Annotated in this window: 25 protein-coding genes and 1 pseudogene; 15 read left to right on the top strand and 11 right to left on the bottom strand. The window is 38.8% G+C overall.

The window, feature by feature from the left end; translation table 11 throughout:
• Positions 1-478 precede the first annotated feature (478 nt).
• The 4 genes from P4S65_RS00400 (at position 479) to P4S65_RS00385 (ending at position 4105) form a co-directional block, all read left to right on the top strand.
• Entirely contained in the window at positions 479-1468 is a 990-nt protein-coding gene (locus tag P4S65_RS00400) for a fatty acid desaturase (protein ID WP_337119348.1), read from the top strand.
• Between the two features lie 381 nt (positions 1469-1849).
• A complete protein-coding gene (locus P4S65_RS00395; RefSeq protein WP_337119347.1) occupies positions 1850-3142 on the top strand; it encodes an amidohydrolase in 1293 nt (430 codons plus the stop codon).
• 234 nt (positions 3143-3376) lie between these two features.
• Entirely contained in the window at positions 3377-3790 is a 414-nt protein-coding gene (locus P4S65_RS00390) for a GFA family protein (RefSeq protein ID WP_007377055.1), read from the top strand.
• A gap of 93 nt (positions 3791-3883) precedes the next feature.
• On the top strand, positions 3884-4105 hold the full coding sequence (locus tag P4S65_RS00385) for a hypothetical protein (protein ID WP_007377054.1): 222 nt from the start codon (positions 3884-3886) through the stop codon (positions 4103-4105).
• Here P4S65_RS00385 and P4S65_RS00380 read toward each other — a convergent pair.
• Positions 4094-5290, bottom strand: coding sequence for an MFS transporter (locus P4S65_RS00380; RefSeq protein ID WP_096793658.1), 1197 nt, complete (start codon positions 5288-5290; stop codon positions 4094-4096). The genes P4S65_RS00385 and P4S65_RS00380 overlap by 12 nt on opposite strands.
• Before the next feature lie 106 nt (positions 5291-5396).
• On the opposite strand from P4S65_RS00380, the gene P4S65_RS00375 reads away from it, so the two are divergent.
• A complete protein-coding gene (locus P4S65_RS00375; RefSeq protein WP_337119346.1) occupies positions 5397-6191 on the top strand; it encodes an AraC family transcriptional regulator in 795 nt (264 codons plus the stop codon).
• Between the two features lie 7 nt (positions 6192-6198).
• On the opposite strand, the gene P4S65_RS00370 is transcribed toward P4S65_RS00375, so the two are convergent.
• From P4S65_RS00370 to P4S65_RS00360, 3 genes are all read right to left on the bottom strand, one after another.
• Positions 6199-8259, bottom strand: a complete 2061-nt coding sequence (locus P4S65_RS00370) for a TonB-dependent receptor (RefSeq protein ID WP_337119345.1) — start codon at positions 8257-8259, stop codon at positions 6199-6201.
• A 74-nt stretch (positions 8260-8333) separates the two neighbouring features.
• Positions 8334-8990 carry a YoaK family protein gene (locus P4S65_RS00365; protein WP_337119344.1) on the bottom strand — a complete coding sequence of 219 codons (657 nt, stop codon included), beginning with the start codon at positions 8988-8990 and terminating at the stop codon, positions 8334-8336.
• Positions 8991-9079: 89 nt separating this feature from the next.
• The gene (locus tag P4S65_RS00360; RefSeq protein ID WP_337120719.1) at positions 9080-9640 is read right to left on the bottom strand and encodes a substrate-binding periplasmic protein; all 561 of its coding nucleotides are present in this window, start codon (positions 9638-9640) and stop codon (positions 9080-9082) included.
• 265 nt (positions 9641-9905) lie between these two features.
• On the opposite strand from P4S65_RS00360, the gene P4S65_RS00355 reads away from it, so the two are divergent.
• Positions 9906-10154 carry a TIGR03643 family protein gene (locus P4S65_RS00355; protein WP_096793653.1) on the top strand — a complete coding sequence of 83 codons (249 nt, stop codon included), beginning with the start codon at positions 9906-9908 and terminating at the stop codon, positions 10152-10154.
• Positions 10155-10268: 114 nt separating this feature from the next.
• Positions 10269-11346, top strand: a pseudogene (locus P4S65_RS00350) (endonuclease/exonuclease/phosphatase family protein).
• An 85-nt stretch (positions 11347-11431) separates the two neighbouring features.
• Here P4S65_RS00350 and P4S65_RS00345 read toward each other — a convergent pair.
• Together P4S65_RS00345 and P4S65_RS00340 are read right to left on the bottom strand one after the other, a co-directional pair.
• Positions 11432-11785: an NBR1-Ig-like domain-containing protein gene (locus P4S65_RS00345; protein WP_337120718.1), complete on the bottom strand. Its 354-nt coding sequence runs from the start codon at positions 11783-11785 to the stop codon at positions 11432-11434.
• An 80-nt stretch (positions 11786-11865) separates the two neighbouring features.
• Positions 11866-12156, bottom strand: coding sequence for a hypothetical protein (locus tag P4S65_RS00340; RefSeq protein ID WP_337119342.1), 291 nt, complete (start codon positions 12154-12156; stop codon positions 11866-11868).
• Between the two features lie 153 nt (positions 12157-12309).
• Here P4S65_RS00340 and P4S65_RS00335 point away from each other — a divergent pair, with 153 nt between their 5' ends.
• On the top strand, positions 12310-12657 hold the full coding sequence (locus P4S65_RS00335) for a hypothetical protein (RefSeq protein WP_139016133.1): 348 nt from the start codon (positions 12310-12312) through the stop codon (positions 12655-12657).
• A gap of 34 nt (positions 12658-12691) precedes the next feature.
• Here the strand turns inward: P4S65_RS00335 and P4S65_RS00330 are convergent, their stop codons facing one another.
• Together P4S65_RS00330 and P4S65_RS00325 are read right to left on the bottom strand one after the other, a co-directional pair.
• Positions 12692-13048 (bottom strand): hypothetical protein, encoded by a 357-nt coding sequence (locus P4S65_RS00330; RefSeq protein WP_149614748.1) that lies wholly within the window; start codon positions 13046-13048, stop codon positions 12692-12694.
• 685 nt (positions 13049-13733) lie between these two features.
• Entirely contained in the window at positions 13734-15110 is a 1377-nt protein-coding gene (locus tag P4S65_RS00325; protein WP_096793650.1) for an NAD-dependent succinate-semialdehyde dehydrogenase, read from the bottom strand.
• 199 nt (positions 15111-15309) lie between these two features.
• On the opposite strand from P4S65_RS00325, the gene P4S65_RS00320 reads away from it, so the two are divergent.
• A complete protein-coding gene (locus P4S65_RS00320) occupies positions 15310-16350 on the top strand; it encodes an NAD(P)H-dependent flavin oxidoreductase (RefSeq protein ID WP_033038008.1) in 1041 nt (346 codons plus the stop codon).
• Between the two features lie 78 nt (positions 16351-16428).
• Here P4S65_RS00320 and P4S65_RS00315 read toward each other — a convergent pair whose 3' ends face one another.
• Positions 16429-16944 carry an NUDIX hydrolase gene (locus tag P4S65_RS00315; protein ID WP_096793649.1) on the bottom strand — a complete coding sequence of 172 codons (516 nt, stop codon included), beginning with the start codon at positions 16942-16944 and terminating at the stop codon, positions 16429-16431.
• Between the two features lie 281 nt (positions 16945-17225).
• Between P4S65_RS00315 and P4S65_RS00310 the strand changes: the two genes are divergently transcribed.
• The 6 genes from P4S65_RS00310 to P4S65_RS00285 are packed head-to-tail and all read left to right on the top strand — an operon-like array spanning position 17226 to position 23403.
• The gene (locus P4S65_RS00310) at positions 17226-18566 is read left to right on the top strand and encodes a sigma-54-dependent transcriptional regulator (RefSeq protein ID WP_007377040.1); all 1341 of its coding nucleotides are present in this window, start codon (positions 17226-17228) and stop codon (positions 18564-18566) included.
• A 58-nt stretch (positions 18567-18624) separates the two neighbouring features.
• Positions 18625-18816 carry a histidine kinase gene (locus P4S65_RS00305; RefSeq protein WP_033016122.1) on the top strand — a complete coding sequence of 64 codons (192 nt, stop codon included), beginning with the start codon at positions 18625-18627 and terminating at the stop codon, positions 18814-18816.
• Between the two features lie 28 nt (positions 18817-18844).
• Positions 18845-20329, top strand: coding sequence for a sensor histidine kinase (locus P4S65_RS00300; RefSeq protein ID WP_008137547.1), 1485 nt, complete (start codon positions 18845-18847; stop codon positions 20327-20329).
• Entirely contained in the window at positions 20330-20791 is a 462-nt protein-coding gene (locus P4S65_RS00295) for a response regulator (RefSeq protein ID WP_007377037.1), read from the top strand.
• Positions 20792-20801: 10 nt separating this feature from the next.
• The gene (locus P4S65_RS00290; RefSeq protein WP_337119341.1) at positions 20802-22772 is read left to right on the top strand and encodes a response regulator; all 1971 of its coding nucleotides are present in this window, start codon (positions 20802-20804) and stop codon (positions 22770-22772) included.
• A 16-nt stretch (positions 22773-22788) separates the two neighbouring features.
• Positions 22789-23403 carry a fumarylacetoacetate hydrolase family protein gene (locus tag P4S65_RS00285; protein WP_337119340.1) on the top strand — a complete coding sequence of 205 codons (615 nt, stop codon included), beginning with the start codon at positions 22789-22791 and terminating at the stop codon, positions 23401-23403.
• 54 nt (positions 23404-23457) lie between these two features.
• Here P4S65_RS00285 and P4S65_RS00280 read toward each other — a convergent pair whose 3' ends face one another.
• Positions 23458-24510 (bottom strand): aldo/keto reductase, encoded by a 1053-nt coding sequence (locus P4S65_RS00280; protein ID WP_337119339.1) that lies wholly within the window; start codon positions 24508-24510, stop codon positions 23458-23460.
• Between the two features lie 9 nt (positions 24511-24519).
• A complete protein-coding gene (locus P4S65_RS00275; protein WP_008137540.1) occupies positions 24520-24954 on the bottom strand; it encodes an acyl-CoA thioesterase in 435 nt (144 codons plus the stop codon).
• Positions 24955-25013 lie beyond the last annotated feature (59 nt).

Raw genomic sequence — 25013 nt, 5'->3', positions numbered from 1 at the left:
AACCTAAAACCCGGGTAAAGATTTACTAACATATTGAACTGTATTGATATTTTTTATAGCTAGGTTTTTTCAGTGAAAATAAGGTGAATTCACCGCCAATAGCGGATCTGATTCAAATGAATTCAACTCAGTTAGCGCTGAAAATAGTTGCTTGAGATTGATTTATTATCCAGAACTCAGGTTAACTAAGGAAAGTGTAGAACGATTGCAGCTAAATATGTATTACAGAGCATTACAGGCAAAGGTGTCCCTAATTAGATGTTTGGATCTCGAAAATCATGTGATTAAAGCCAGAGTAGTTGAATATAAAATATAGTAGGTATGAGTTTAGTCGTGTGTGGTCTCGTTATTATTGTATTTATTGCTGTGCGAAAGCACACTTTAGCATCAAGCGTATTGTAATTTTTTATTGTCATTTTTTTAGATGTTACGCTTAATTCAGGTATTATTTGTACATCAAGTTTTTTAAGACATCATCATGACCCAATTAAGTGCCAAACAGAACATTCAAGCGATTGTTAAAGCAATCAAGGCAGAAGAAGTGTTACTTCGTCAAAAACACCCATTACTTGCACATCAAAATACCTTAGGGTTAATTATTTTATTGCTGTCGCTTAGCGCATTAACTGGTGTTGGTGTTTTATATTATTTAGCGATAATACCGGCTTGGGTATGTATAGTACTTGCGGCTATTGCTGCATCTATTTCCCATGAGTTAGAACACGACCTTATACATAAACAATACTTTAGTAATAAGCCTTTCATGCATAATTTTATGATGTTAGTAGTATGGTTAATACGGCCAAATACTATTAGCCCATGGTACCGACGTAAAATGCATTTACACCATCACAAAACCTCAGGCACACAACAAGACCTAGAAGAACGCTTGGTTGGAAATGGCATTAAAAATCCATTTTTACGTGCGCTAGTTATTGTAGATGGGTTATTAGGGTTAGTTATTTCTACCAAACGTTTTAGAAAAGAAATTAATGGCTTTAGTTTTTCGAGTGTTTTTAATGCAGGATTTCCGGTAACAACTGTGTATTTTGCTATTTTATACAGCGTTATTGTGTTTCATAGCGTTGATTTTTTTATACCACTTTCGCTAAATTCACCTAGCTGGGTACTAAGTATAATGAATGTGTTTGAATTTTTAATGGTCGTGCTCATTGTGCCTAATATTATTCGTTCAAGCTCGCTTAATTTTGTTACCTCAAGCATGCATTACTATGGCGGCGTTAATAACATGCTTGAGCAAACTCATGTACTAACGAGTCGTTTATTTATGCCGTTTCACTTGTTTTGTTTTAACTTTGGTAAAACGCATACCATTCATCATTTTGTGCCAAATCAGCCATTTTATTTACGCCAAATGCTAAGTAAAAAAATACTTAAAGTAATGGCGCAGCATAACGTGCGCTTTAACGATTTTGACAGCATTAAAAATGCGAATGCGTATAAATAATTACCCCCAACATAAGGGAGGTTCTGCATTGCTATTCTTATTATATAGTTTGAATAGCAATTATGTGCCAAGCCCATTACCCGTGAATTTACTCTACCCATCGCAACGTTTATTAAGCCCGACTGTCCGTGCGTTGGTGGACTATTTAGTGCCATTTTTAAATCAACAAAAGCAAAAGTGGTAGGCTTAATTAGCGCTAAACCTTCACACTAAAAATAGATAAAGCCCCCCATAGTTGGGTATCTAGCTTAAATGGGATTGATTATTGTAGAGCCTTCAGTAATAGTGGTTATAGAGCGAACTAATTATGTTCTCAATAATACATAAGGGCTCGTGCTCATCAATATTATAAAACCAATAAATATAATAAGGACAAACAGGATGAAAAAATCACTAATTTCAGTAGCGCTGGGCTTTGCTGCCCTAAGTGCATTTAATGCCAATGCAAACATTGATCAGCAAGTGGAAAAGGTAGAGCAAGAGGTTATTGATTGGCGACGTGATTTTCATCAAAACCCTGAGCTTGGAAATCGCGAAACCCGCACAGCAGGTATTGTCGCTAAGCACTTAAAGTCGCTGGGTATGGAAGTACAAACAGGGATTGCTTATACAGGCGTTGTGGGGCTATTAAAAGGTGCAAAGCCTGGCCCAACAGTAATGCTACGCGCAGATATGGATGCGCTGCCCGTTACTGAAAAAGCCGATGTTGATTTTAAATCAACTAAAACCACTAATTACCGTGGTGTAGATGTAGGCATAATGCATGCTTGTGGGCACGACACGCACGTGGCTATGCTAATGGGCGCTGCACAAGTGCTTGCAAACATGAAAGATGAGCTACACGGTAATATTATGTTTGTATTTCAGCCTGCAGAAGAAGGCGCACCGGAGGGGGAAGAGGGTGGCGCTGAGTTAATGCTTAAAGAAGGCATATTTAAACAATACAAACCAGAAGCTGCTTTTGGGTTACACATAACATCTAGTTTGCACAGCGGTAAAATTGGTTATAGAAGTGGCCCTGCAATGGCCAGTGCAGACCGATTTGAAATAACTGTACATGGCAAGCAGGCACACGGCTCTGCACCGTGGACTGGGGTTGACCCCATTGCCGCAGCTGCGCAAATAGTAACAGGCGTAAATCATATTGTTAGTCGCCAAATCAACATTACCAAAGAGCCTGCTATTGTCTCGTTTGGTAAGATAGCGGGTGGGGTACGTAATAATATTATTCCTGAAGAAGTCGAAATGGTAGGCACAATTCGTAACTTTGATATGGATAACCGAGCACAAATATTTGAAAAAATAAAAACCACAGCCACGCACATTGCTAAATCGTCAGGTGCAACTGCAGAGGTACACATTCACGAAGGTTATCCGGTAACGATTAATAACCCAAAGTTAACTGCGCAAATGTTACCTAGCCTTAAAAAAGCAGCAGGTAATGAAAACGTAGTTGAAATGGGAAAAATAACCGGCGCAGAAGACTTTTCGTTTTACGCATTAGAAGTGCCGAGTGTGTTTGTATTTTTAGGCGGCACACCAAGTGAGCAAGATTTAAATACAGTGGCTAGTAATCACTCACCTTATTTTTATGCCGACGAATCATCGTTTAAAGTAGGCACTAAGGCGCTTAGCCTGTTAGCTGTTGATTATTTAAACGCACATAAAAGATAGCTTAAACACACCACGTTACGCTATTAGCTTAACGTGGTATTGCTGTTTTATTTAAAACATCGCATCATGTTTGTAGCACTTGCTCAACTTTGAAAAAATCACTCTCAAAAATTAAAAACCTAACCGAATATACAAATGAACCGGCGAGCAATTTTTTATATTTTAAAAATAATGAATCGATACTGCCGGTCTTATATCTCGATTCAATCTTCATAAGCATTAAGGATTTAAATAATGGAAATTACTGGAAGCTGTTACTGTGGTGAAATTAAATACCAGGCAAAGTCTCAAAATAACAATGCACTTGTTTGCCATTGTAGCGATTGCCAACGTATGTCGAGCGGCCCATTTAGAGCCGTTATAATTGCAGAGCCAAATTCGGTAGTATTTACCCAAGGTGAGCCAAAAGAGTTTGTTAAAACAGCGCAAAGTGGTAACAAACGTGCGCAAGGTTTTTGTGGCACATGTGGTACAACACTTTATGCAACTAACGAAGCTAAAGCTGACCGTGTATATGGTTTGCGTATTGGTGCGGTTGATCAGCGAGATCAATTTACGCCAACAGCACAAATTTGGGCTAAATCAACATTGAGCTGGTTGAGCGGCTTACACGAAGTACCTGCATTTGATACAACCCCACAAAACTAGTAATACTGATAAAAAATCACTTTTTAGTAAGCGGTTTGAAATTTATTTAACCAAATGACTGTCTACTTATAAGTCAGTCATTTGGAGAATAATATGTGTAGTTCACCTAAAAGCAGCCGAGCAGTAAATAAAACTGCAATAAACTTTAATGATGAGCTTACGCAAGAGCAGCGCTTGCGTTTTGCTGCAAAAGCTAATTTAGCACAAGAGCGCCGTGAACAGCGCGAAGCAACTAATAAACGTTATGAGCAAAAACACACGAGCAACAAACCTTCGTCTGGTTTATTTTCGTGGTTACAGCAGCTAGTTAGCTGATTTAGCTAAAGTGGTGTTTTTACCACTGCCCAAACCACATAAAGCACACAGTACTCCTGCAATAGCGCACAGCCATAATGGCGCACTCCAACTTCCCGTAGTCGTGTGTAATACACCAGCTAGCATAGGACCAATAGCCGCGAGCAAATAACCTACGCTTTGCGACATACCTGAAAGCGACGCTGCTTGTTGCGAATCGTCAGTTCGTAAACTAATAAACGACAGCCCCAATATAAAACATGCCCCAGAGCAAAAGCCCAGCATTAGGGTCCAAACAAAAGCAAAGCTAGGCATGTAAAGCAGCCCCAATGCACTGAGTGCACTCAACATGGCTAAAATAAAGCTAAGCGCGCTTTGATCTTTTAATTTGGCAAGTAACGGAATTAATATTAAACCCGGTAATGCAGTCGCTATTTGAAAAGCCCCATGATAAGCACCTGCTTGGGTAGCTGAGTGACCGGTTTCGGTTAATATGCTTGGTAACCACGTAATAATTATATAATTTAAAAATGAGTTTAAACCCAGCAGTAGGGTAATTTGCCATGCTAGTAAATAACGCCAAACACTTTTTGACGTGTTAGCGTGTTGAGCAATACTCGCGGGTTTTGTGTGCTTACTTAATTGCGACATCCATACAATAATACTCGCCAGAGTAATAATGGCTGATGAGCCCAGCGCAAGTTGCCAGCCTAATCCGTTTAACTGACTCAGCGGAAAAACCAAAGTAGAAAATCCGCCCGATACAACGCCCATTGTTAGCACGTAGGCTGAGGTCATTAACGCAACCTTTGCAGGGAAGTCGCGCTTAATTAAACTTGGTAATAATACGTTTGCTATAGCAATACCTACACCAATAATAGCGGTGCCTACAAAAAGCATGGCTGAGGTATTTATTACTCGCGCCGCAACCCCTGCAAGTATAAATAACAAAGCTACAAACAAGGTGCGCTCTAGCCCTTGCTTTTTAGCAAGAGTTGCAGCCATTGGCGATACAACCGCAAAGGCAATGAGTGGCAGTGTTGTTAAAAAGCCAGCTTGTGATGCGCTAAGCCCAAAGTGATTAATAATTTGTTCAAGCACAGGTGCAATACCTGTAAATGTGGCGCGTAAATTTGCGGCAATAAGTAATATGCCAAGCACAAGTAATATGCCAGCAAAGCGTGATTTAGGTGTGTTATTTAACAAAAGGGAAGACCATTAAAGCTAATACTTAATGGGCGCTAGTATAAAGGCTTAGCAAAAACTATAATTTAGAGATAATGACATTAAATAACTAAAAACAGACAAAACTATGTTTGATGCAATTGGCTGGGACGACATTAAAAATTTTGAAACTATGGCGCAGCCCATAATAGCCAAAATAGAGCATGCCCATGCAAGTCACGAAATACCACTGCATACCCATCCAAAAGGGCAATTAATTTTAGCGCTATATGGTTATGTAACGTGTGAAGTGTCGGCAAAAATGTGGATGGTGCCTACGCACAGTGCAATTTGGATCCCAGCACAAAAGGTGCATAGTAATAGGGCGTCTGATAACGCGCAGCTTTGTCATTTATTTATTGATAGTAGTAAAAACGGTATGCCGCTAAATACCTGTACGTTAGCTATTACGCCGCTGGTTAAAGAGCTAATGTGTGAGTTGGCTGGGCATAATCAGTACTATACTATAAATAGTAAAACAGCGCGTTTAGCGCAGGTGTTATTTGATCAACTTATTGAAATGCCCGTACAACCACTTGATTTTGTATTATCTAAAAACGAGGTAATTCAAACCATGAGCGATCAGCTTATAAATATGCCAAACAACCGAAAAACACTACCACAATGGGCTAAGCAGTTTGCATTAACTGAGCGCACATTAGCGCGGTTAATTAAAAAAGAAACAGGCATGACATTTGGAAAATGGCGTACGCAATTGCATATAATTACAGCCTTAAAAGCGCTTTCTGATAAGCAAAGTGTGCAGCAGGTGTCGGAGTTATTAGGGTATGAGTCGGTGAGTGCATTTATTACTATGTTTAAAAAGGTAATGAAAAAGTCGCCCATGAAATACATGAGCGATTTAAATCAGCTTAGCCCTTAAATAAGCATTACCACGTATAAGTTGCCGAAAGCATCGTGTTACGAGGCCTACCCGGGAAGTATCTCTCGCCGGTAAAACTGGTGTAATCGGCGCGCTCCGCATAAGCCTCATCAGTTAAGTTAATAATACGAGCAAGTAGCTCAAGATTACTAGTAACTTGCCACTGTGCGCGTAGGCTTAAAACATCATGCCTTTGGTATTTATTTAAGTTTTCTGGGTCGGTGTAATAGTTACCAACGCGGTGCCACTGCAAAGCAAATTGCGCGTTGTTTAATGCCTGCCATGTTAAATCGAGATTAGCAATATTACGCGGCGCGGTGTCTATGTCGTTGCCGTTTATATTTAAACCGTTAAGTATTTGGTTGTTAGTATAAGTATGCTTTGCGTGAGTGCCAGCAAAGTTAAGTGCAAGCGACTTAGTGAGCTGGTAGTCAAGCTCAAGCTCTATACCACGATGGCGAGAGCTGCCATTATTTACCGTAAAAAAGTCGCTATCGCGGTAAATCGTATTGTGTTTACTCATAGCGTAAACAGACACGCCATAACGTAGCTTTTCGTAAATCCCTTTAATACCCAGCTCTGCGTTATTCGCTATTTCGGCGCTTAAATTTGCAGTAGTTTGCTCGCGTTGTAATTGGTATAGCTCAGCCGCTTGTGGCGCTCTGTAACCGCGAGAAAAGTTTGCATAAAGCGTGTTATTTGTATTGTACTGATAACTTACCCCAAGCTTTGGCGATAGATTACTAAAACTATTTTTAGTACTCGCTGGGCGGCTGTATCGGCAGCCACCAAATCCGCATTCTGTGCCATCGTCTTTTGTTCTACCAGCTAGCATATTATTGGTGTAGTCGTACTGCATATGCTCGTAGCGCACACCTGCGGTAAGTAACCATTTATTTAATTGCCAATCAATAGATGCAAAAGGCGCATAAAGCGTCGCGTTTACATCGTAATCGTAATGCTTACCTTGTGGCACTGTAGCAACTAAAAATGCAGAACCTTGAGTGGGCTCATTTTGACTTTGAGTAAAGTCGGCTTGCGTGTATTCGCTATCAAGCCCGAGGTTTACTTTTACATTGCTTTGTAAATTATGTTGATAAAGCGATTGCACACCAAAGCCAGTTTGACTGTTTTTTTCAAGCGGTGTGCCGGGTAAAAAATGCTTAAAAAAGTCCATGCTTTGGTCGCGAAAATATAACGTAGTAGAGAGCACATCATCGTTATTTAATTGCCATGTTGCATTGCTCCATGCTCTAAATGCACGAGCTTTTCTAAATGCGTCAGGGTCAAAGTTTTTTTGCGCGAGGTCTTCGTTTTTATAGCTTTCAAAGCCTGTAATAAACCCAGCCGTTTGCTGATCAAGATTTGTGTAAGTAAGGCCTGAGGTAAGTAATAAATTATTATTTGAATAGCGATGGCGAATATTTACTTTTTGTTGCTCTACGCTTTCGTCGTCGCGGTAACCGCTATCATCGGTAACACTTGCGTTAATGCCGATACCGCTGTTGCCGTAATCTTGTCCTGCACGTAATTTGTAGCGGGTATAGCCGTACGAGCCATAGTCTAAACCAACTAAACCACCGCCTTGAGTAGTGTCGGGTGTTATTACATTAATAACACCATGCACAGCGTTTGAACCATAAAGTGCAGAGCCAGGGCCTTTTAGCACTTCAATGCGCTGCGCCATTTCGCTGTGCGCTTCAAATAACTCGTTTATGTTACAAAACCCAGCGGCTCTCAGTGGTATGCCATCCTCCAAGGTTAATATGCCACCACATGCGCCTGCGCCCGAAAGTACCGAAGAGCGAAGTGCGGGTAAATATTCTTGGCCATTTCCGCGTTGAATATTAGCACCCGCTACACGTTGCAGGGCTTCTTCAATATGGGTAGGCGCTATGCTATTTAGCTGCACTTCGCTGAGTGTGCCTATTGATAAAGGAAGCGGGGTAGATAGCGCTTCAATACGTGATGCCGTAGTTGTTATTGTTTCTATTGCATCATTATTTTGATTATCGGCAAACGCAGTGTGGCTAAAGGGTAATATCAGCGGCAAAAAATAAGGTTTCATACATTCCTTGAAAGTAATCTGTATTGCATTGCCTCTATAATATGCGGTTTTAATATGCATTTAAACTTGTTGCGTTAAAGCGTACGTAACCTATAAACCCGATACGTAATTGATAAAACAAAACAAGCCACAGCAGGAAACACCAAAGCTAGCACTAAGTAATGCTTAAATAAAACGTAGCCGGTTATACCGCCTAGTAAAAAGCCTGCAATAATGAGTAAAAACATAACGCCTTTACGGGTATCAAATTGCTCACCTTTAAGCGCTTTACCTATCATTAAACCAAGGTCAGTAAAAATACCGGTTAAGTGTGTGGTACGAACTACTGCGCCACTGTAATTAGTTGCTAGCGCATTTTGTAACCCACACGCAGCAGACGTTAAAACAATGCCGTAAACGAATGTGTTTTTGAGTAAATAAGCACTTGCAAGTAGTAGCAATCCTTCAATAAAAAGCAAAGTGTCGTAATGACGACCAAGTTTTAATGAGCCACCAGAGAGCAAAAAGCCCGACAGTGCCGAACCCAACATAAAGCTAACAATTATTGAAAGTAACAATAAGGCAGTACTGGGATTAGTTATTGCTTTAATACCAAGTAAAGTAACAGAGCCAGATACATGCGAAATAGCCTGGTGCTCAAATCCTAATAAGCCTACAGCGTTTACTATGCCCGCTATAAATGCGAGCGTAAACGCGCCATATTCAGCCCACTTTGGTAGTTTTGTAAACATTGCTTAGATCTTATTATTTCTATGTAGATAGGTTTATATCATACACCTAAAGGTATTTTTTTAGGAACATAAAATAAAGATAAACGCATTTAGTCATCGTTTTTGTTAAGTCGCTTTGTTTGAAAAGCTTTAATTTGCTGATCGACTTTATGTGTATCAATGACTCCAAATTTAAATGCGATATACACAGGAAGTTGAAATTCATTTAATTCAATAGAGGTGATGTTTTTGAAAGGTTGTGTGTACCAAAGGCCAGCTTGGTAATTTGTAATAGCGTACTGCACTCGCCCTTTTTTAAGGAGCTTAAACGTGTCTTCGCTAGAAAGTGAACGCATTATATTATTTGAATCTATTGCGTACTTTTTGGCAATTTCTACTGGTAAATCAACGCCTCTGAGCATTGATATTGTAGCTTGAGATAAATTATTATTAATAACGTTTTGATCGTTAATCGTAAACAAGCCAAATTTAGTTATATGCAGCGGCACCGTTGTAAAGTCTAAGTATTTAGTACGCTCTGGATTATTACCTAATGAAAAATAACAGTCAAAGTTATCTTTTTTCATTTCTTTTTGAACACGTGCCCAAGGTAAATGCACTAGTTCAATATTTAATTCTAGGTTGTGCTCAATAAACCTTAAATATTCAATATCTAAACCAGTAAATGTTTCGGTGTTAGTGTCATATATTGTAAAAGGGGGTAGTGAGTAGTAACACAGCGTATGATTTTATTTTGCGATGCAAATAACGGTGTTGAATATAAAATTATAAAAAAGAAAATTACACGCATTAAGCCAAAACCCAGTTTTTTTTATTAGTGTAGAAGATTATGTTTGATTATCCAGTCTGGTGCGTTTAACTGTACTGATCTAAGTAAATATAAAAAGCGTATTAACACAATTTGAGCAAATCTAAATGTTTAACGCAGAGCAACAATCGCGAATTATAGAAATGGCATGGGAAGACAGAACCCCTTACGAGGCAATAGAACAGTTATACGGATTAAAATACCCGCAATTGGTGGTTTTTATGCGTGAAAATATCTCAAATGGTAGCTTTAAAGTTTGGCGTAAACGCCATGCTGGTCGCAAAACAAAACACTTAAAATTACGTGACCCTGCTATTATGCGTAGTCACTGTAAAACACAATATAAACAGCGATGAGTTAGCTTAAATTTTAATGGCTGGTAATTTCATTCGTTGTTCATACCCGTTTGTTAAACTCATAAATTAATCCCAGTTATTAAATTCACTAAGTTAACTTATAAGGATATTAAAATGCTCATTGCGCTGGCTATCATCATCGGCTTTTTTTACTGGTTACCCTGTTACCTATGTCTTACAGCCAACACTATTTAGTGCGTAGTTGCGACTTTGTGCGCTTACAAGTGTTTTATATTGCTAGTTTAGTCACTGTTACTTCGTTATTTTTATTATGGCAAAGTAGCGCAATAGGCTATGTATTTATAGCCTTAACCTCATTGCTTATAATGATTTTACAAGGTAAATGGATTTACCCGTATACGTGGCTTGCTAAAAAAGAAGTGCAAAGCGCACCTAAGCACATCGACCATAGCATACGAATTATGTCGGCAAATGTACTTATGTCGAACCATAAAAGTGAGCAGTTAATTAGCCTTGTTGATGAGCATCAACCTGACCTACTTATTACGCTTGAGAGCGATAGCTGGTGGGAAAATAAATTATCAGTCATTAAAAAAATTACCCGTATTACATAGAATGCCCTAAAGACAATCGTTACGGTATGCACTTATACAGCAAGTTTAAAATACTCGATGCACAAATATGTGAGCTAATAGAAAAAGATATTCCCTCAATTCATATTTTGTTTGAAAACGATGAAGGCCTGCAAATGCAAGGGCACTTTATTCACCCCGCACCACCAAGCCCGACAGAGGAAGACTCATCGCGCCCGCGCGATTCGGAGCTAATAATGGTCGCTAAAGCGCTTAAAAACCCAACACGACCTACCATAGTTGCCGGTGATTTAAATGATGTAGCTTGGTCGCGCAGCACCCGTTTGTTTATGCAAATAAGTGGCTTTTTAGACCCTCGAAAAGGCCGAGGTTTTTATAATACTTTTCATGCAAGTTACTTTTTTATGCGCTGGCCACTCGATCACTTATTTCACAGCCCAGGTTTTAAAGTAAAGCGTATTAAGCGTCTTGCTAAATATGGTTCTGATCACTTTGCGCTACTAACTGAGCTTATCTACGAAAACGCTAATCAGCAATCATTAGAAACTAAATCCAATGAACTTAAGCAAGAAGAAATTCAAGAGCTTGCCATGAGTAAAGCAGATAAGCGAAAAGTGCCAAGATTTGAGGAAGAGTAGCTGGCTATCAACTTGTAAAAGCATAAGGTCTAAACAATCGCTTATTAAGAATAATTGTTATTTTAATTCAGTGTGTTACATTAGTTCACTTTATAATTTGGACTATCATATAGAGTCCCTGGAGATTAGGAAACAATAGTTTTCCTTTCTCATCGACCATTTTCCAGTCTATTCTGCAAGAGCCTGGGTGTTTAGGGGCATGAAATTTGACTGAAATATCTACACTAGCGCTTGGAACTGTTTTATTAATACGGACTTTTTGAACAGATTGACAGAGGCCTATTGAGTTCAGTGTTACTCTTTGTAGGTATCTATCCTTCCAAGTTATATTACCCGAATTTTTAATTCTCCAAGTCTTAACAAAAGTTGTACCTGCTTTTATTGGGGTACCATCCGGTATAGTAACGTCTTTTATAAAGTAGGAACTATCAGCAGGCACCGGTATGGGCTCTAATATTTTTTCAATTACTTTAGAATTGTTGATATAACTATAAATTGCCGAGATAGCAATGATAACGGTTAACAATGAAATGAATATGGATGTTGATAGCCATACAGGTATATATCTACTTTTTTATTTTCTAGCGAGCTAATAGTTTTATTTTGACAAACTATTAATTTGGCTACTTGATCTTCTGTGATATTTAGTGCGGTTGAAAGGTAAGTTTTTAAATCAGCAGTAAGTGCTCTTTCTCCGTTAATTACCTTATAAAAATGAGGTTGGCTCACTCCTGATTCGGCAATAATCTGTTTCATTAGTATTTTTTTATTATCCGATAATGTTTTGAGTTTATCCTTAATGTTTTCCATGTTGTTGATATTAATTAGTTTGTTTATTTGTATTTATGATAGCCTGTTAATTTGTTATCGGATGTTATTTTTGTGTTTTTTTGTGATCTTTTTCTGAGATGTTTGTTTTGCTTTTTAGCATTCGACATTAATTCATATAATCAAAAGGAAACAATGATGACTAAAATTAAACTACTAACGATCAGCTCTATTATGGCAATGAGCATATTTGTAAATGACTCGCATGCTGCTGATATTGGAACTGTTATATGCGAAAGCAGTTCATCTACAGCTGAGCTTACTGTAAATATTAGTGGAATTACTTGGAATGACTGGTGGGATCATGAAAGCGTTCAAGCTCATGGTTTTACCCAAGAGGGTCGAATTATTAGTTTTGATCCACAACGGCTCAATCCTAGTAAGCAAAATTACTTTTTTAGTTATAATGGACCATATCAAATAAATAGTATCAAAACGTATGTAACGACTAATATGATTGATATTGAAGTAAGTTGTTCGTAATCAAAATTAGTGAAAGGAATGAGCTATAACTTTTTTATAGCTCATTTTCTACGCCATTTTTTGAATAGTAAAGCGTATAACCCCAAAATGGGTCGAGTGACAAAAATTGAACTTTATTTAATTCCCCAGTTAGGAAATAAGCTTTAACTCGCGTTACTTTAGAATCTTGCTTTACTTCCCATGAAATTGTTGTGTCATTTGATGTACTGTTTACAGGTTCACCAAATTCATCTGATATATCAGCTTTAGATGTGTGAGTATCAAAGCTACGTAACTTTTCTAAAGTAGACTTTTGAGGTGCTGACATTAAGGTTAACGCATCTTCAGATGCATTTAGATAAAATGCGCCAATAAGCCCTATCACGAAGACTAGTAATATACTTTTTTTCATATGATCCATTTTTTATTAATTGTTTATGGGTGGTTTTTTTATTTGCTTTTATACGTTCATACTTTTTAGAAACGACTCTTTTATATTTCGTACCGCCTGATTATAGAACCATTATTTGATGGTTATATACATTGTAAGTTTTAGCTATCGCACCAGCATATAAATAATCCCCCCTATGATAACTATTTTCTTGATAGTTTTACCATGCTTATTCCTTTATATACACTGCTTACTTCCATAAGTTTTTTGCCTTTTAAAAGCATCATCGGATGGTGTGATTTTTAGTTAGTGGCTCATTTTTGTTCTGGCGGAACAAAATATAATTAAAAATAAACTTACAAAAATAGTACAAGCAAAGTATTCATAACAATTAATTGAATAGGGAAATGGTGTTCCCCTAGTTCAGTGGACACACCATCATTACCTTTATAAAAGGTAGAATCCCATTACTTTCCTGGATATTTAATTCTTAAAAGCGCGATGTAAAATCGCACCTACGAATATATCCAAAATTCGGTACTATCACTTACTAAAAACCAAGTATTGTCTCCTGAAAATTACTTTCTAAAAGCTATAAATAAAAAAGCCTAAAGTGGTTACCCACTTTTAGGCTTAATAATTTTTGTATTTTAAACACGTATTAAAAATCTTTATTTAAAACGCGTATTTCATTTATGTAGCTAAATTAGCTGGCGATCATAATGCTTTTAACATTTACGAATTCACGCATACCAAAGCCGCCATGTTCTCGGCCGTAGCCACTGCCTTTAACGCCACCAAACGGTAAGTTAGGTTGTGCTAAACCGTAGCCGTTAATGTTGATCATGCCGGTGTCGAAGTACTTTTTAGCGAGCTCAATGGCTTTTTTCTCATCTTTTGAGAAAATACCACCGCCTAAACCGTAGCGAGAGTCGTTAGCAATGCGCATTGCGTCGTCGTTGTCTTTGGCTTTAATAAGCGAAGCAACTGGACCAAATAATTCGTCGTCGTAAGCAGGCATACCTGGCGATAAATTATCAAGTAGCGTTGGTGGGTAGTAGTAACCCGTTTGCGATGGTATTTCGCCGCCCGTTACTATGTTTGCACCTGCTTTTACTGACTCCATTACTTGGTCGTGAATGCCGTCGCGTAAATCTTCACGTGCCATTGGGCCTAAGTCTGTGTCATCTGCCATTGGGTCGCCCATTTTCATGGCTTCAAACTGCTCTTTTATTTGCGCTTTAAAGTCATCGTAAAGTGACTCAACAACAACATAGCGTTTAGCTGAAACACATGTTTCGCCATTGTTGATCATGCGCCCGGTTACACAGGTTTTAACTGCAAGCTCTAAATCGGCGTCATCGAGTACTAAGTAAGCGTCGTTGCTGCCCAGTTCTAACACTGTTTTTTTAGCGTGTTTACCCGCTTCTTCAGCTACTTTTTTACCTGTGGCATCACTACCCGTAAAGGTTACGCCGCTAATTGCCTCGTGAGCAATGAGTGAGCTGGCGGTTTTACCATCGATGAGCAAGTTGTTGAAGCAGTACTCTGGGAAACCGGCTTGCTTAAATAGCGCTTCAATTTTTTCAGCCATGCCAAATACGTTACCAGCATGCTTTAATACGGTTGTGTTACCTGCCATGATGTTAGCGGCGCTGTAACGAATTACCTGATAAAGCGGGAAGTTCCACGGTTGAATACCCAGTAGTACACCCGTTGGTTGGTAGCTAATGATTGCACGGCCGCCATCCATCTCGCGATCTTCATCGGCAAGTACTTGTGGGCCGTTTTCAGCAGTATAACGACAAATGCCTGCGCACAGCTCAACCTCTTGTAAGCCTTGCTTGTACACCTTGCCCATTTCTTCGGTCATAAGTTTTGCAATCGCTTCTTTTTGCTCTTCAAAAAGTGATGCTAAGTTATTTAAATATTTCGCGCGTTCAGCGAATGACGTTAAGCGCCATTTTAAATATGTTTCGTGAGATTTTTCTATTTCCTGCTCCGCTTCTTTTTGAGAAAGCAGTGTATAGGTTTCAATGGTTTGCTCAGTTGCGGGATTAATCGTTTTAACTGTGTTACTCATTTATATCTCCTTACTAATTATGTATAGGTAGTAGTGCAAAACGAACACCAACTATTTAAAGATATAAAATTAAGTGTAACCTATTGTTATTTGTAGTTTTTTGTTTTTATTTGTGAGTGTGCTTATTTTTTATTTAGTTAGTTTTCTGATATGTTCTGTAAATAATGCAAGTTGCAGAAAAAATTACATGGAGAATAAAATGATACGGACACTTTTTGATATTTCAGTTGCGCTAATACAAGCGCCTATGGCAGGTGTGCAAGATGCCAACTTAGCTGCGAGTGTTTGTGAGGCTGGTGGGCTTGGCTCATTACCATGTGCGATGCTTTCTAATCAGCAGCTTATCGAACAGCTAGAGTTGCTTAGCCGCTCAACCAGTAAACCTTATAATCTTAACTTTTTTTGCCATTCAACCTTGCAATATACCAAGCTGCAAAAACAACAATGGCATTCATTATTAGCTCCTTATTTTAATGAATACGCGATTGCTGAAAGTAGTTTAACGGACGAAGCTTCTCGACAGCCAATAAATCAAAGTGTTATCGATATTATTGCGCCTTATAAACCTGCCGTGGTGAGTTTTCATTTTGGTTTACCTGCGCCTTCTTTGCTTGAACAAATTAAAAGCTGGGGAACAAAAGTCATTTCTACCGCAACAACTGTTGAGGAAGCTAAATGGCTTGCTGATAATGGTGCTGATGCTGTTATTGCCCAAGGCTTAGAAGCGGGCGGACACCGTGGTCATTTTTTATCTATGGATTTAAGTTTGCATAAAAGTACGGCTGAACTAGTGCAAGAATGCGTTGCGCACGTATCAGTTCCTATAATTGCTGCTGGTGGAATTGCAACTGAGGATGATGTAGCACATATGCAAACATTAGGCGCATCAGGGGTACAAGTTGGCAGTGCGTATTTACTCTGTAATGAGGCAACTACGTCAAAGCTTCATCGTGATGCTATTTTAGCTCAACAAAAAGATAGTACCGCGCTTACTACGTTGTTTTCAGGTCGTGCTGCGAGAGGCGTTTGTAATCGCGTTATGCAAGAGCTTGGTGCAATACCTGCACATGTGCCACCATTTCCTTACGCAAGTATTGCAATAACGGCTTTAAGAAGTAGAGCTGAATTGCTAGGTGGTAGTGGCTTTTCACCTTTGTGGTGTGGTCAAAAATACATTCCAAGAGAGAACATTAGCGCAGCTCAGATTACACAAATATTAATGCAAAAATGGTCTGTATAAATGCGTAGCTGTAAATAGTTGAACGCATGTTAGCTACGCAGGTAAAAGGGCGTATAAGTAATTAAGCGTGAGTCGTAATTAAAAAAGTTGTTTAGCAATCTTTTTGAGTAGATAGGTTTCACGAAGGATCGATAACCCTTGCTTTTCACTATTTGCTAACGTGCGTTCGTTGTGTGCGATTGCATCGCTAATATTAACCCATTTAGCGGTCATTCCATTTTGCTGTTCGTAATGCTCTAGTTGTGTTTTACCCAGCTCGTCGGCAATATTACAGACGTAGCAATATGATTTGATATGGATAATATCAAAGTCCTCTTTATACCAAGGGCGATACTCTTCATAGAGTCCAAAAGCTTTAACTACACTTATTTGTTGTGCACCGGTTTCCTCGCTTAGTTCGCGAATTAAGCCTTGTTCAATACTTTCGCTTTCATCCACGCCACCGCCTGGCAGGCTGTAGTCTTCATAACGATTTGTATACATTAAAAGTATTTTATTATTTTTAGTAACAATGGCACGGGCTGTTAAGCGGGTAAAAATAGTGCCTTCATTAATATTAATACCAGAGTGAATCAAGGTTTTTAATTGCTGCATTTCGTCTCCTTTTTAAGTTTGTAATGATAACAGTTGCTACCATTGTATAAATAGAAACGATTTTAATTATTTTTTAGGGTGTGTTCCTTTTTCGAGATTAAAAAATTCAATCTTGAAATATTACTACGCCTAGTGATCGATTTTTTAAGCATACGTAAATATTGAGTTGGTAATATAAACGCAGTGAATCACTTAAGTTAATTCGGGTTACTAGATTCTAGGCGTGACTTTAAATTTGTATTTAAGGTGCGTAGAATAATAAAAAAGCATAGGGATTTATCATGTTAAACATACTTTTAGTTGATGATGACGTTGAGTTTAGTGACGTTGTTTGCCACATAGTCGAATTCCTCGGCCATAATATAAACACCGCAACCAGTTTAAAAGAAGCACACCAATGGTTTGAAAATAATACTTTTGACCATGTGCTGCTTGATTTTATGTTACCTGACGGCAGCGGTTTACACCTACTTGATCATTTGAAAATGATTGGTCAATCTCCAAAAATTACACTTATATCGGGCCATCCTTCAGTTAAGGGAATTTTAGCTGAAATGTGTGAGCCTAATGTTGGGCATTTATTAAAACCATTACAGCGAGAAGACTTAGAGCTGGTTTTAAATGGGCCTAAAAAAACAGCTAAAAAAGTAAAACCCAGTGGTATTACGCGCCACTTTGGTAGCTTAATCGGTGAATCAGAGCCAATGCAAAAACTCTACACTATGATTGAACGTGTTGCTAAAACAAATGCTAACGTGATGCTAATGGGAGAAAGTGGCGCAGGTAAAGAAGTGGTCGCTCAGGCTATCCATAACGCTAGCCAGTGCGAAGGTCCATTAGTTGCAAGTAACTGTGGTGCGCTTTCAAAAGAGTTAATTGGTAGCGAATTATTTGGCCATGAAAAAGGCGCATTTACCGGTGCTATAGCGCGCAAGGAAGGTGTGTTTGAACAATCTAACGACGGTACTTTATTTTTAGATGAAGTAACTGAAATGCCGATTGATATGCAGCCAAATTTATTGCGTGTACTTGAAACTAAAAAAGTAACGCGTGTTGGTGGAAATAAAGAGATACCCACCAATTGCCGAGTTATTTCGGCGACGAATCGCTCGCTTATAGATTTAGCGCAAAATAATGTAATTCGTGAAGATATTTATTTTAGGCTGGCTGTTTTTCCTATCGATATACCGCCACTTCGCGATCGTAAAGAAGATATTCCCCTTTTAGCTAAAGCTTTTTTAGAGCAACTGAATGATGAAAATGGCACTTCATTTAGTTGGAAGAGTGAACAGTTAAAAGAGCTGCAAAATTATGAATGGCCGGGTAACGTTCGTGAAATTCGCCATGCGATACATCGTGCATTTATTATGAGCGATCCGCAATCAAGTGAAATTACACTGCCTGATAATTTAGAGTCACCTTTTTCTCGGGTCAATAATAAAACCGCTGAAAAGCAGGTATCGGCAGGGCAAACAATCGAAGAAGTCGAAAAAGAACTTATTCATGCCACGCTTGATAAAGTGCAAGGTAATAAAACGCTTGCAGCCCAAATGCTGGGTATTAGTACAAAAACACTTTATAACCGCCTTAATGCGTACGGTGGGATTGGTGAATACAAGTAATTTAAGTTCAGGTTAAATAAAAGGAAATAGAGTGTCTGAAGAAAATAACGAAGCTAAAATGCTTAATAAATTAGTTCATGATGCAAGAGCCCCGTTAAATAGAATCTCAATGAATGCGGAGCTAATTAAATTAGTGTTGGAAAACGATATGCCCAAACAAAAGGCACTCGAGGCCCTAGATAAAATAATTTTAAACTGTCAGCAGTGCAGTGAGAGTTTACAAAATATTACAGAGCATAATAACGGTTAGTAAATTCAACTAAGGCATTTAAACATCTATGAGCAAGCAAAAACAGCAAGGTAAAGCGAATGTTACATGGGCCGCTTTTATAGTCGTAGTACTAAGTATTATTGTGGGTAATGCTTTTTTGGCGTTAAATACTATTCAGGGGTTAACGCAAACCCAAAAGAGTTTAGACAACACTAGCATGCTAACGACGGCAATTGAGCAACTGCATTTGTCAATAGTGCAAGCTGAGTCTGGGCAGCGTGGCTATTTATTAACAGAAGAAGATGATTATTTAACACCGTATTATGATGCTATTGGGCAGTTAGAAGCACAAACTAATCATGTAAAGTCACTTCGTTCTGAAATTGATGGTCAAGCTGAGCGAATTGCTGAGTTGTTACTGCTTGTTGAGCGTAAAATACGTGAATTAAAGAAAACAGTTAATCTTGCATTAGATGATAAAGAACGACGTGCGTTAAATATAGTTAACACACATAGCGGTAGAGACCTATATAAGCAAATTCGTGAACATATTAATGAAATTCAAGACCGTGAATTACTCTTTAAGGTGAGTCACTTTTCGAAATTAGCAAAAATAAAAAATGAGGCAAAAATTACCTTTGCCATTACAGCCATAACAAGTGCTTTGCTTATTATTGGTATGTTTATTATGACCAGACTTAATTTAAGAAACGCGGCGCAATATAGGCTAGAACTTGAAAATCAAAATGAAACATTAGCAGGTAAAGTGTCTGAGCGTACGCAAGAGTTAACCCTGTATTCTGATGAGTTAAGCCGAAGTAACCGGGAACTTGAAGAGTTTGCTTTTGTGGCAAGTCATGATTTACAAGAGCCGCTTCGAAAAATTCAAGCCTTTAGCGACCGCCTCGAAACCATGTTTAAAGATGAACTGGGTGAAAAAGGGATGGATTATATTGGCCGTATGAAAAATGCGGCGCAACGCATGTCTAACTTAATTAACGATCTATTAGAGTTTTCACGCATTACAACGCGCGGTAAAGACTTCGCTGATACAAATTTAAACGAAGTGGTAAGCGATATATTAAGTGATTTAGAAATTGCGATAAAAGAGTCTAATGCACGAGTAGATGTAGAAGACTTGCCGGTTATTCAGGCTGATAAAAGCCAAATGCAGCAACTATTTTTAAATCTATTGTCGAATGCGGTTAAATTTAGGCATCCGGATGTAAGCCCACACATAAAGATTAGTTATGTGCATGAGGATATTTTTAGTGCTGATCATAATACGCATTTAAGTTTCCAAGTTATTACTATAAAAGATAATGGCATTGGTTTTTCACAAGACTATGCCGACAAGATATTTGTTCCATTTCAGCGTTTACATGGTCGTTCACAATACAAAGGGACAGGTATTGGTCTTTCTGTATGTCGGCGTATTGTAGAGCGTCACGGTGGAACAATTACAGCCCAAAGTAAAGACGGTGAAGGTGCTACCTTCGTTATAAAACTACCTGTGGAAGCTGCGCTTTTCACATTGCAAGGAGAGGCTTAAATGCCCTATTCAAAAGTAAAACCGATTACTATTTTAATGGCTGATGATGATGAAGATGATCGTTTGCTAACACAAGATGCCCTTGCTGAAAGTCGTGTACTTAACGAGCTTCACTTTGTTGAAGATGGTGTTGAGCTACTTGAATATTTAGAGCGCAGAGGTAAATTTGAAGATAAAGCTGTGTCGCCACGACCAGGACTTATATTGCTTGATTTAAATATGCCAAGAATGGATGGACGTGAGGCACTTGAGGCCATTAAATCAAATCCCAACTTGAAAGGTATTCCGGTTGTTATTTTAACTACGTCTAAACAAGAAGAGGACATGGTTAAAGGTTACAACTTAGGCGCTGCATCGTATATAACCAAACCCGTGACGTTTGATGGCTTGGTTGAGCTAATGAAAACGCTAGGAAAGTATTGGGTAGAGTTTGTAGAGCTGCCGACAACTTTTAACGATTAAAGGAGATTTTATGTTAGATAAAGTGACTCAGTTGCTGCTTGTAGAAGATGATGAAGATGATTACATACTCACCTGCGACTATTTAGACCAATTGGATTCACACACGTTTAACATTCAATGGATTAGCTCCCCAGAGCAGGCAATTGAAACGCTTAGTAAAAATGAGCATGACATTTGCCTGCTTGATTACCGCCTAGGTGCATCTAATGGATTAGATGTATTAAAAGAAGCCATTGCGAATGGCTTTAGCGGCCCAATTATTATGCTTACTGGGCAGTCAAACGACGAATTAGATTCAGCGGCGCTTGATGCTGGTGCAGTAGATTACTTAATAAAAACAGAAATGAGCTCGAGCCGTTTTGCACGCGCTATTCGTTATGCACTTGCTCGTAAAGATGTTGAAGGCGAGCGAGTAGAGCGTTTAAAAGCCGAAGCCGAAAATCGCTCAAAAGATCGCTTTTTAGCTCATTTGAGCCACGAATTACGTACCCCTCTATCGTCCATTTTAGGGTACACCGAACTCCTAATGCAGAGCGACTTTAGTCAGCAAGCAGAAAATGAGCTAGGTGTTATTTATCGAAACGGTAAGCACTTATTGAGCTTGTTAAACGATGTACTCGATTTATCTAAAATAGCAGCCGATAAGCTAGAGCTGACCTTAAGTGAAGTTAACCTCGATAGCATGCTTGCTGATGTATACACATTAATGCGTGTGTCTGTGCTCGATAAAGGCCTTACGCTTCGCTTTGAATCAAATCAGCCATTACCTTTGGTTGCACAACTAGATGCAACAAGGGTGCGTCAAATTTTAATAAATTTGATAAATAATGCGGTTAAATTTACCGATAAAGGCGAAATAGTTGTTAATGCGTGGACACAGTGGGTTGATGAGCGCGAAATGCTATTTTTTAGCATTAAAGACTCAGGTATGGGCATTGCCCCTGAAAAACAAGAACTGATTTTTAAACCGTTTGAGCAAATTGCCGATGTAGAATCGCGCTCTGTTGGTGGTGCTGGTCTTGGTTTGGCAATATGCGCTGAGTTATTAGCGCGTATGCAAGGAAGCATTAGTTTAGACTCCGAAATTGGCAAAGGCTCTACATTTACTATTTCTGTGTATCCGGGCGATATTAGTGAAGTAGAACGACAGGTACTTAATTTTAGCAGTGCCCCACAATTACAAAGTAAATCAGCACCTTGTAAGGTGCATGGACGTGTATTAGTGGTAGATGATTTACGCGATTTACGCATGTTGGTTGGCCACATGATTAGTACTTGTGGTGCAAGGGTTGATTATGCGGAGCATGGGCAACAAGCGCTGGAAAAAGTGCGTATTGCGGATGCTTACAAAGCTCCATATGATATTATTTTTATTGATATTCATATGCCTGTAATGGGTGGCAAGGAAGCGACTATAGAGCTTAGAAAAATGGGCTATAAAGGCCCAATAATTGCGCTTACAGCGGCAACGATGAAAGGCATTCGAGAGGAATTGGCAGCCCTTGGTTTTAACGATGTAATCCCCAAACCGGTTGACAGTGCAGTTTTGTACCAGTGTTTACAAGATTACTTAGTGGCGCCTGAAAGCGCACCACAACCTAAAAATATAAATAGTAGTAAAAGTTTAACCGAGAAAAAACAGCGTTTTTTACTTGTTGAAGATGACCACGATGCTGCGCAAATTACGCAACTACTCTTAGAAAGTTTAGGTGTAGAGACCGTGATTGCATCGAGTTGCGCGCAATGTTTACAAATACTCAATCACGATCAGCAATTTAATAAAGTATTGTTAGATATGCACTTACCTGATGGGCGTGGCATTGATTTAGGCCAGAAAATTAACGAGCGTTACCCAGAGCTACGCTTGGTAATTGTAAGTGGTGAAGAGCCTAATCCTAGAGAAATAAAAGATTTAAATATTGACCGAGTTTTACTTAAACCTATTAATTTGAGCTTGTTAGAAACGCTTATAAGCTCATAACAGAGACGTTACTCATATGCATTCAATAAAGTTAGTATCCGAAGAATTAACGCCAACAAAAATAGTGTGTGTTGGCCGTAACTACACCGCACACATTGCAGAGCTAAACAACGAAACGCCAGATCAAATGGTGTTATTTAACAAACCAAATAGCGCGATTACTAATACGCTATTTGCAGCTCATAACGGCGATACGCTGCATTACGAAACCGAGTTATGTTTTGTAATTAAAAATAAAAGATTTGCAGGTGTTGGACTCGGCCTTGATTTAACTAAGCGTACCGTGCAAAGTAAATTAAAAAATAAAGGGCTACCTTGGGAGCGCGCTAAAGCATTTAATGGCTCGGTTATTTTAAGTGATTTTGTAGAGCTAACCGATGCGATGAAGCATTTTACATTTGAACTTAAAATTAATAATGAAGTAATTCAGCAAGGCGATACTCATTTTATGCTGCATAACCCTGACTCAATTTTACACGAAATTAGTGAATTTATGAGCCTAGAAGATGGTGATGTGGTTATGACAGGTACGCCGTCAGGCGTAGGTGAAGTGATTGCCGAAAGTGTGTTCACAGTAAGGCTTTACGCTAATGAGCAATGCTTACTTGAGCAGCAATGGAGTGTAAGTTAACTGGACAATTAAACAGGTAATTAAACGTGATTTAGTTACCTGTTTAGGTTTGTATTAATAGGGCATTGGATTGTTTCTAAAAATAACATCGATACTTGTAAGTACGTCGTCACTTAGCGTGATATCAAATGCATCAATATCTTCTTTTAATTGCGCCATATTTGTTGCGCCAATAATTGAAGACGTTACACCGTTTACTTGATTACACCATGCAAGAGCTAGTTGAGCAGGGGAAATATTGTGATCATGCGCAAGTTCAACATATTGTCTAGTCGCTTGCTCTGCGTTTGGTGTATCTCTAAAAATACCGTTACGTTGCATAAAGGTCCAGCGAGAGCCTTCTGGCCGAGCACCATTTAAGTATTTACCCGTTAATAAACCTGCCGCTAAAGGCGACCAAGGTAAGTAGGCAATATCTTCGTGAACACATTGCTCTATTAGATACGGCCAATCTTTGGTATGCGCTAAGCTAAACTCGTTTTGAATAGATACTATGCGCGGCAAATTATGCTCTTTTGACAGGTTTAAAAATTGGCTTATTCCCCAAGGTGTGTCGTCAGATAAACCACAGTGCTTGATTTTACCTGCTTTAACACAATCGTTTAAACCTTCTAAAATATCCAGCATGCCAGCTTGATGTTCTTGTGTGTTTACGTCGGTAAATTTAAGCATACCTGGCCATTGTCTACCAAAGTGTGGGGTAGAGCGGTTTGGCCAATGTAATTGGTATAAATCTATGTAGTCAGTTTGTAAGCGTTTTAGTGATTCATCAACCGCCTCTATAACAGTTTGGCGAGTAATATTACCGCCATCGCGAACCCATGCTAAGCCGTTACCAGCAATTTTGGTTGCAAGTACAATTTTATCGCGCTTTTGTTGGTTACGAGAGAGCCAGTTACCAATAATTTGCTCAGTTTTACCATAGGTATCGGGTGATGGAGGAACTGCGTACATTTCGGCTGTATCAATAAAGTTTACGCCTTGAGCAAGTGCGTAGGCTATTTGTTCATCAGCATCATTTTGGGTATTTTGCATTCCCCAGGTCATGCTACCTAAACATACTCTTGAAACATTAACACCACTGCTTCCTAGTGGACTGTATTGCATAAAATTTCCTTATTGCTCGTCTTGAGCGTAGCTAATTAAAGCCGATAAAAGAGGCTCTGAAATAGGGGCTTTTTGACCTGTTTCAAAATCAAACATAACCACTTTCGAATTACCGGTTGTGGTTATGGCATTTTGTGCGTGACTAAATACTGTATAATTCATCATAAATCGGTCTGTTTTAATGTCAGAAATAGTGACGCCTACAGTAAGGGTATCTGGAAAAGTAACAGGGCGCTTATAACGAATATTATTTTCGCTTATAACAGGGCCAATGCCGCTTGGGCTAATTGTATCAAATAAGTTTATTTTATTTAAAAAGTCGATTCTGGCTATTTCAAAGTAACGCAGGTAAACCACATTGTTTACGTGTTGAAGGGCATCCATATCGGCCCACGCTACAGTAATGTCAGTATGAATAGGGTGCTGATCTTTAAACGTTTGCATGCACTTTAACTCTTTATTTTAAAGCACTAGATTATCAATATGACGATATGACCTCAAGG

The organism is Pseudoalteromonas sp. B131b (assembly GCF_037162545.1).
GTDB classification, from domain to species: domain Bacteria; phylum Pseudomonadota; class Gammaproteobacteria; order Enterobacterales; family Alteromonadaceae; genus Pseudoalteromonas; species Pseudoalteromonas fuliginea.
The sequence above is the reverse complement of the archived record's forward strand: the minus strand, read 5'-3'. Positions and strand labels throughout refer to the sequence as shown.

Bases quoted from the DNA above. Each gene is read 5' to 3' on its own strand.
- P4S65_RS00370 (WP_337119345.1), bottom strand. From the start codon at position 8,259: ATGAAACCTTATTTTTTGCCGCTGATATTACCCTTTAGCCACACTGCG.
- P4S65_RS00280 (WP_337119339.1), bottom strand. From the start codon at position 24,510: ATGCAATACAGTCCACTAGGAAGCAGTGGTGTTAATGTTTCAAGAGTA.
- P4S65_RS00275 (WP_008137540.1), bottom strand. From the start codon at position 24,954: ATGCAAACGTTTAAAGATCAGCACCCTATTCATACTGACATTACTGTA.
- P4S65_RS00295 (WP_007377037.1), top strand. From the start codon at position 20,330: ATGCCCTATTCAAAAGTAAAACCGATTACTATTTTAATGGCTGATGAT.
- P4S65_RS00400 (WP_337119348.1), top strand. From the start codon at position 479: ATGACCCAATTAAGTGCCAAACAGAACATTCAAGCGATTGTTAAAGCA.
- P4S65_RS00335 (WP_139016133.1), top strand. From the start codon at position 12,310: ATGATGACTAAAATTAAACTACTAACGATCAGCTCTATTATGGCAATG.
- P4S65_RS00375 (WP_337119346.1), top strand. From the start codon at position 5,397: ATGTTTGATGCAATTGGCTGGGACGACATTAAAAATTTTGAAACTATG.
- P4S65_RS00325 (WP_096793650.1), bottom strand. From the start codon at position 15,110: ATGAGTAACACAGTTAAAACGATTAATCCCGCAACTGAGCAAACCATT.
- P4S65_RS00385 (WP_007377054.1), top strand. From the start codon at position 3,884: ATGTGTAGTTCACCTAAAAGCAGCCGAGCAGTAAATAAAACTGCAATA.
- P4S65_RS00315 (WP_096793649.1), bottom strand. From the start codon at position 16,944: ATGCAGCAATTAAAAACCTTGATTCACTCTGGTATTAATATTAATGAA.
- P4S65_RS00330 (WP_149614748.1), bottom strand. From the start codon at position 13,048: ATGAAAAAAAGTATATTACTAGTCTTCGTGATAGGGCTTATTGGCGCA.
- P4S65_RS00320 (WP_033038008.1), top strand. From the start codon at position 15,310: ATGATACGGACACTTTTTGATATTTCAGTTGCGCTAATACAAGCGCCT.
- P4S65_RS00340 (WP_337119342.1), bottom strand. From the start codon at position 12,156: ATGGAAAACATTAAGGATAAACTCAAAACATTATCGGATAATAAAAAA.
- P4S65_RS00310 (WP_007377040.1), top strand. From the start codon at position 17,226: ATGTTAAACATACTTTTAGTTGATGATGACGTTGAGTTTAGTGACGTT.
- P4S65_RS00300 (WP_008137547.1), top strand. From the start codon at position 18,845: ATGAGCAAGCAAAAACAGCAAGGTAAAGCGAATGTTACATGGGCCGCT.
- P4S65_RS00305 (WP_033016122.1), top strand. From the start codon at position 18,625: ATGCTTAATAAATTAGTTCATGATGCAAGAGCCCCGTTAAATAGAATC.
- P4S65_RS00355 (WP_096793653.1), top strand. From the start codon at position 9,906: ATGTTTAACGCAGAGCAACAATCGCGAATTATAGAAATGGCATGGGAA.
- P4S65_RS00390 (WP_007377055.1), top strand. From the start codon at position 3,377: ATGGAAATTACTGGAAGCTGTTACTGTGGTGAAATTAAATACCAGGCA.
- P4S65_RS00290 (WP_337119341.1), top strand. From the start codon at position 20,802: ATGTTAGATAAAGTGACTCAGTTGCTGCTTGTAGAAGATGATGAAGAT.
- P4S65_RS00395 (WP_337119347.1), top strand. From the start codon at position 1,850: ATGAAAAAATCACTAATTTCAGTAGCGCTGGGCTTTGCTGCCCTAAGT.
- P4S65_RS00285 (WP_337119340.1), top strand. From the start codon at position 22,789: ATGCATTCAATAAAGTTAGTATCCGAAGAATTAACGCCAACAAAAATA.
- P4S65_RS00365 (WP_337119344.1), bottom strand. From the start codon at position 8,990: ATGTTTACAAAACTACCAAAGTGGGCTGAATATGGCGCGTTTACGCTC.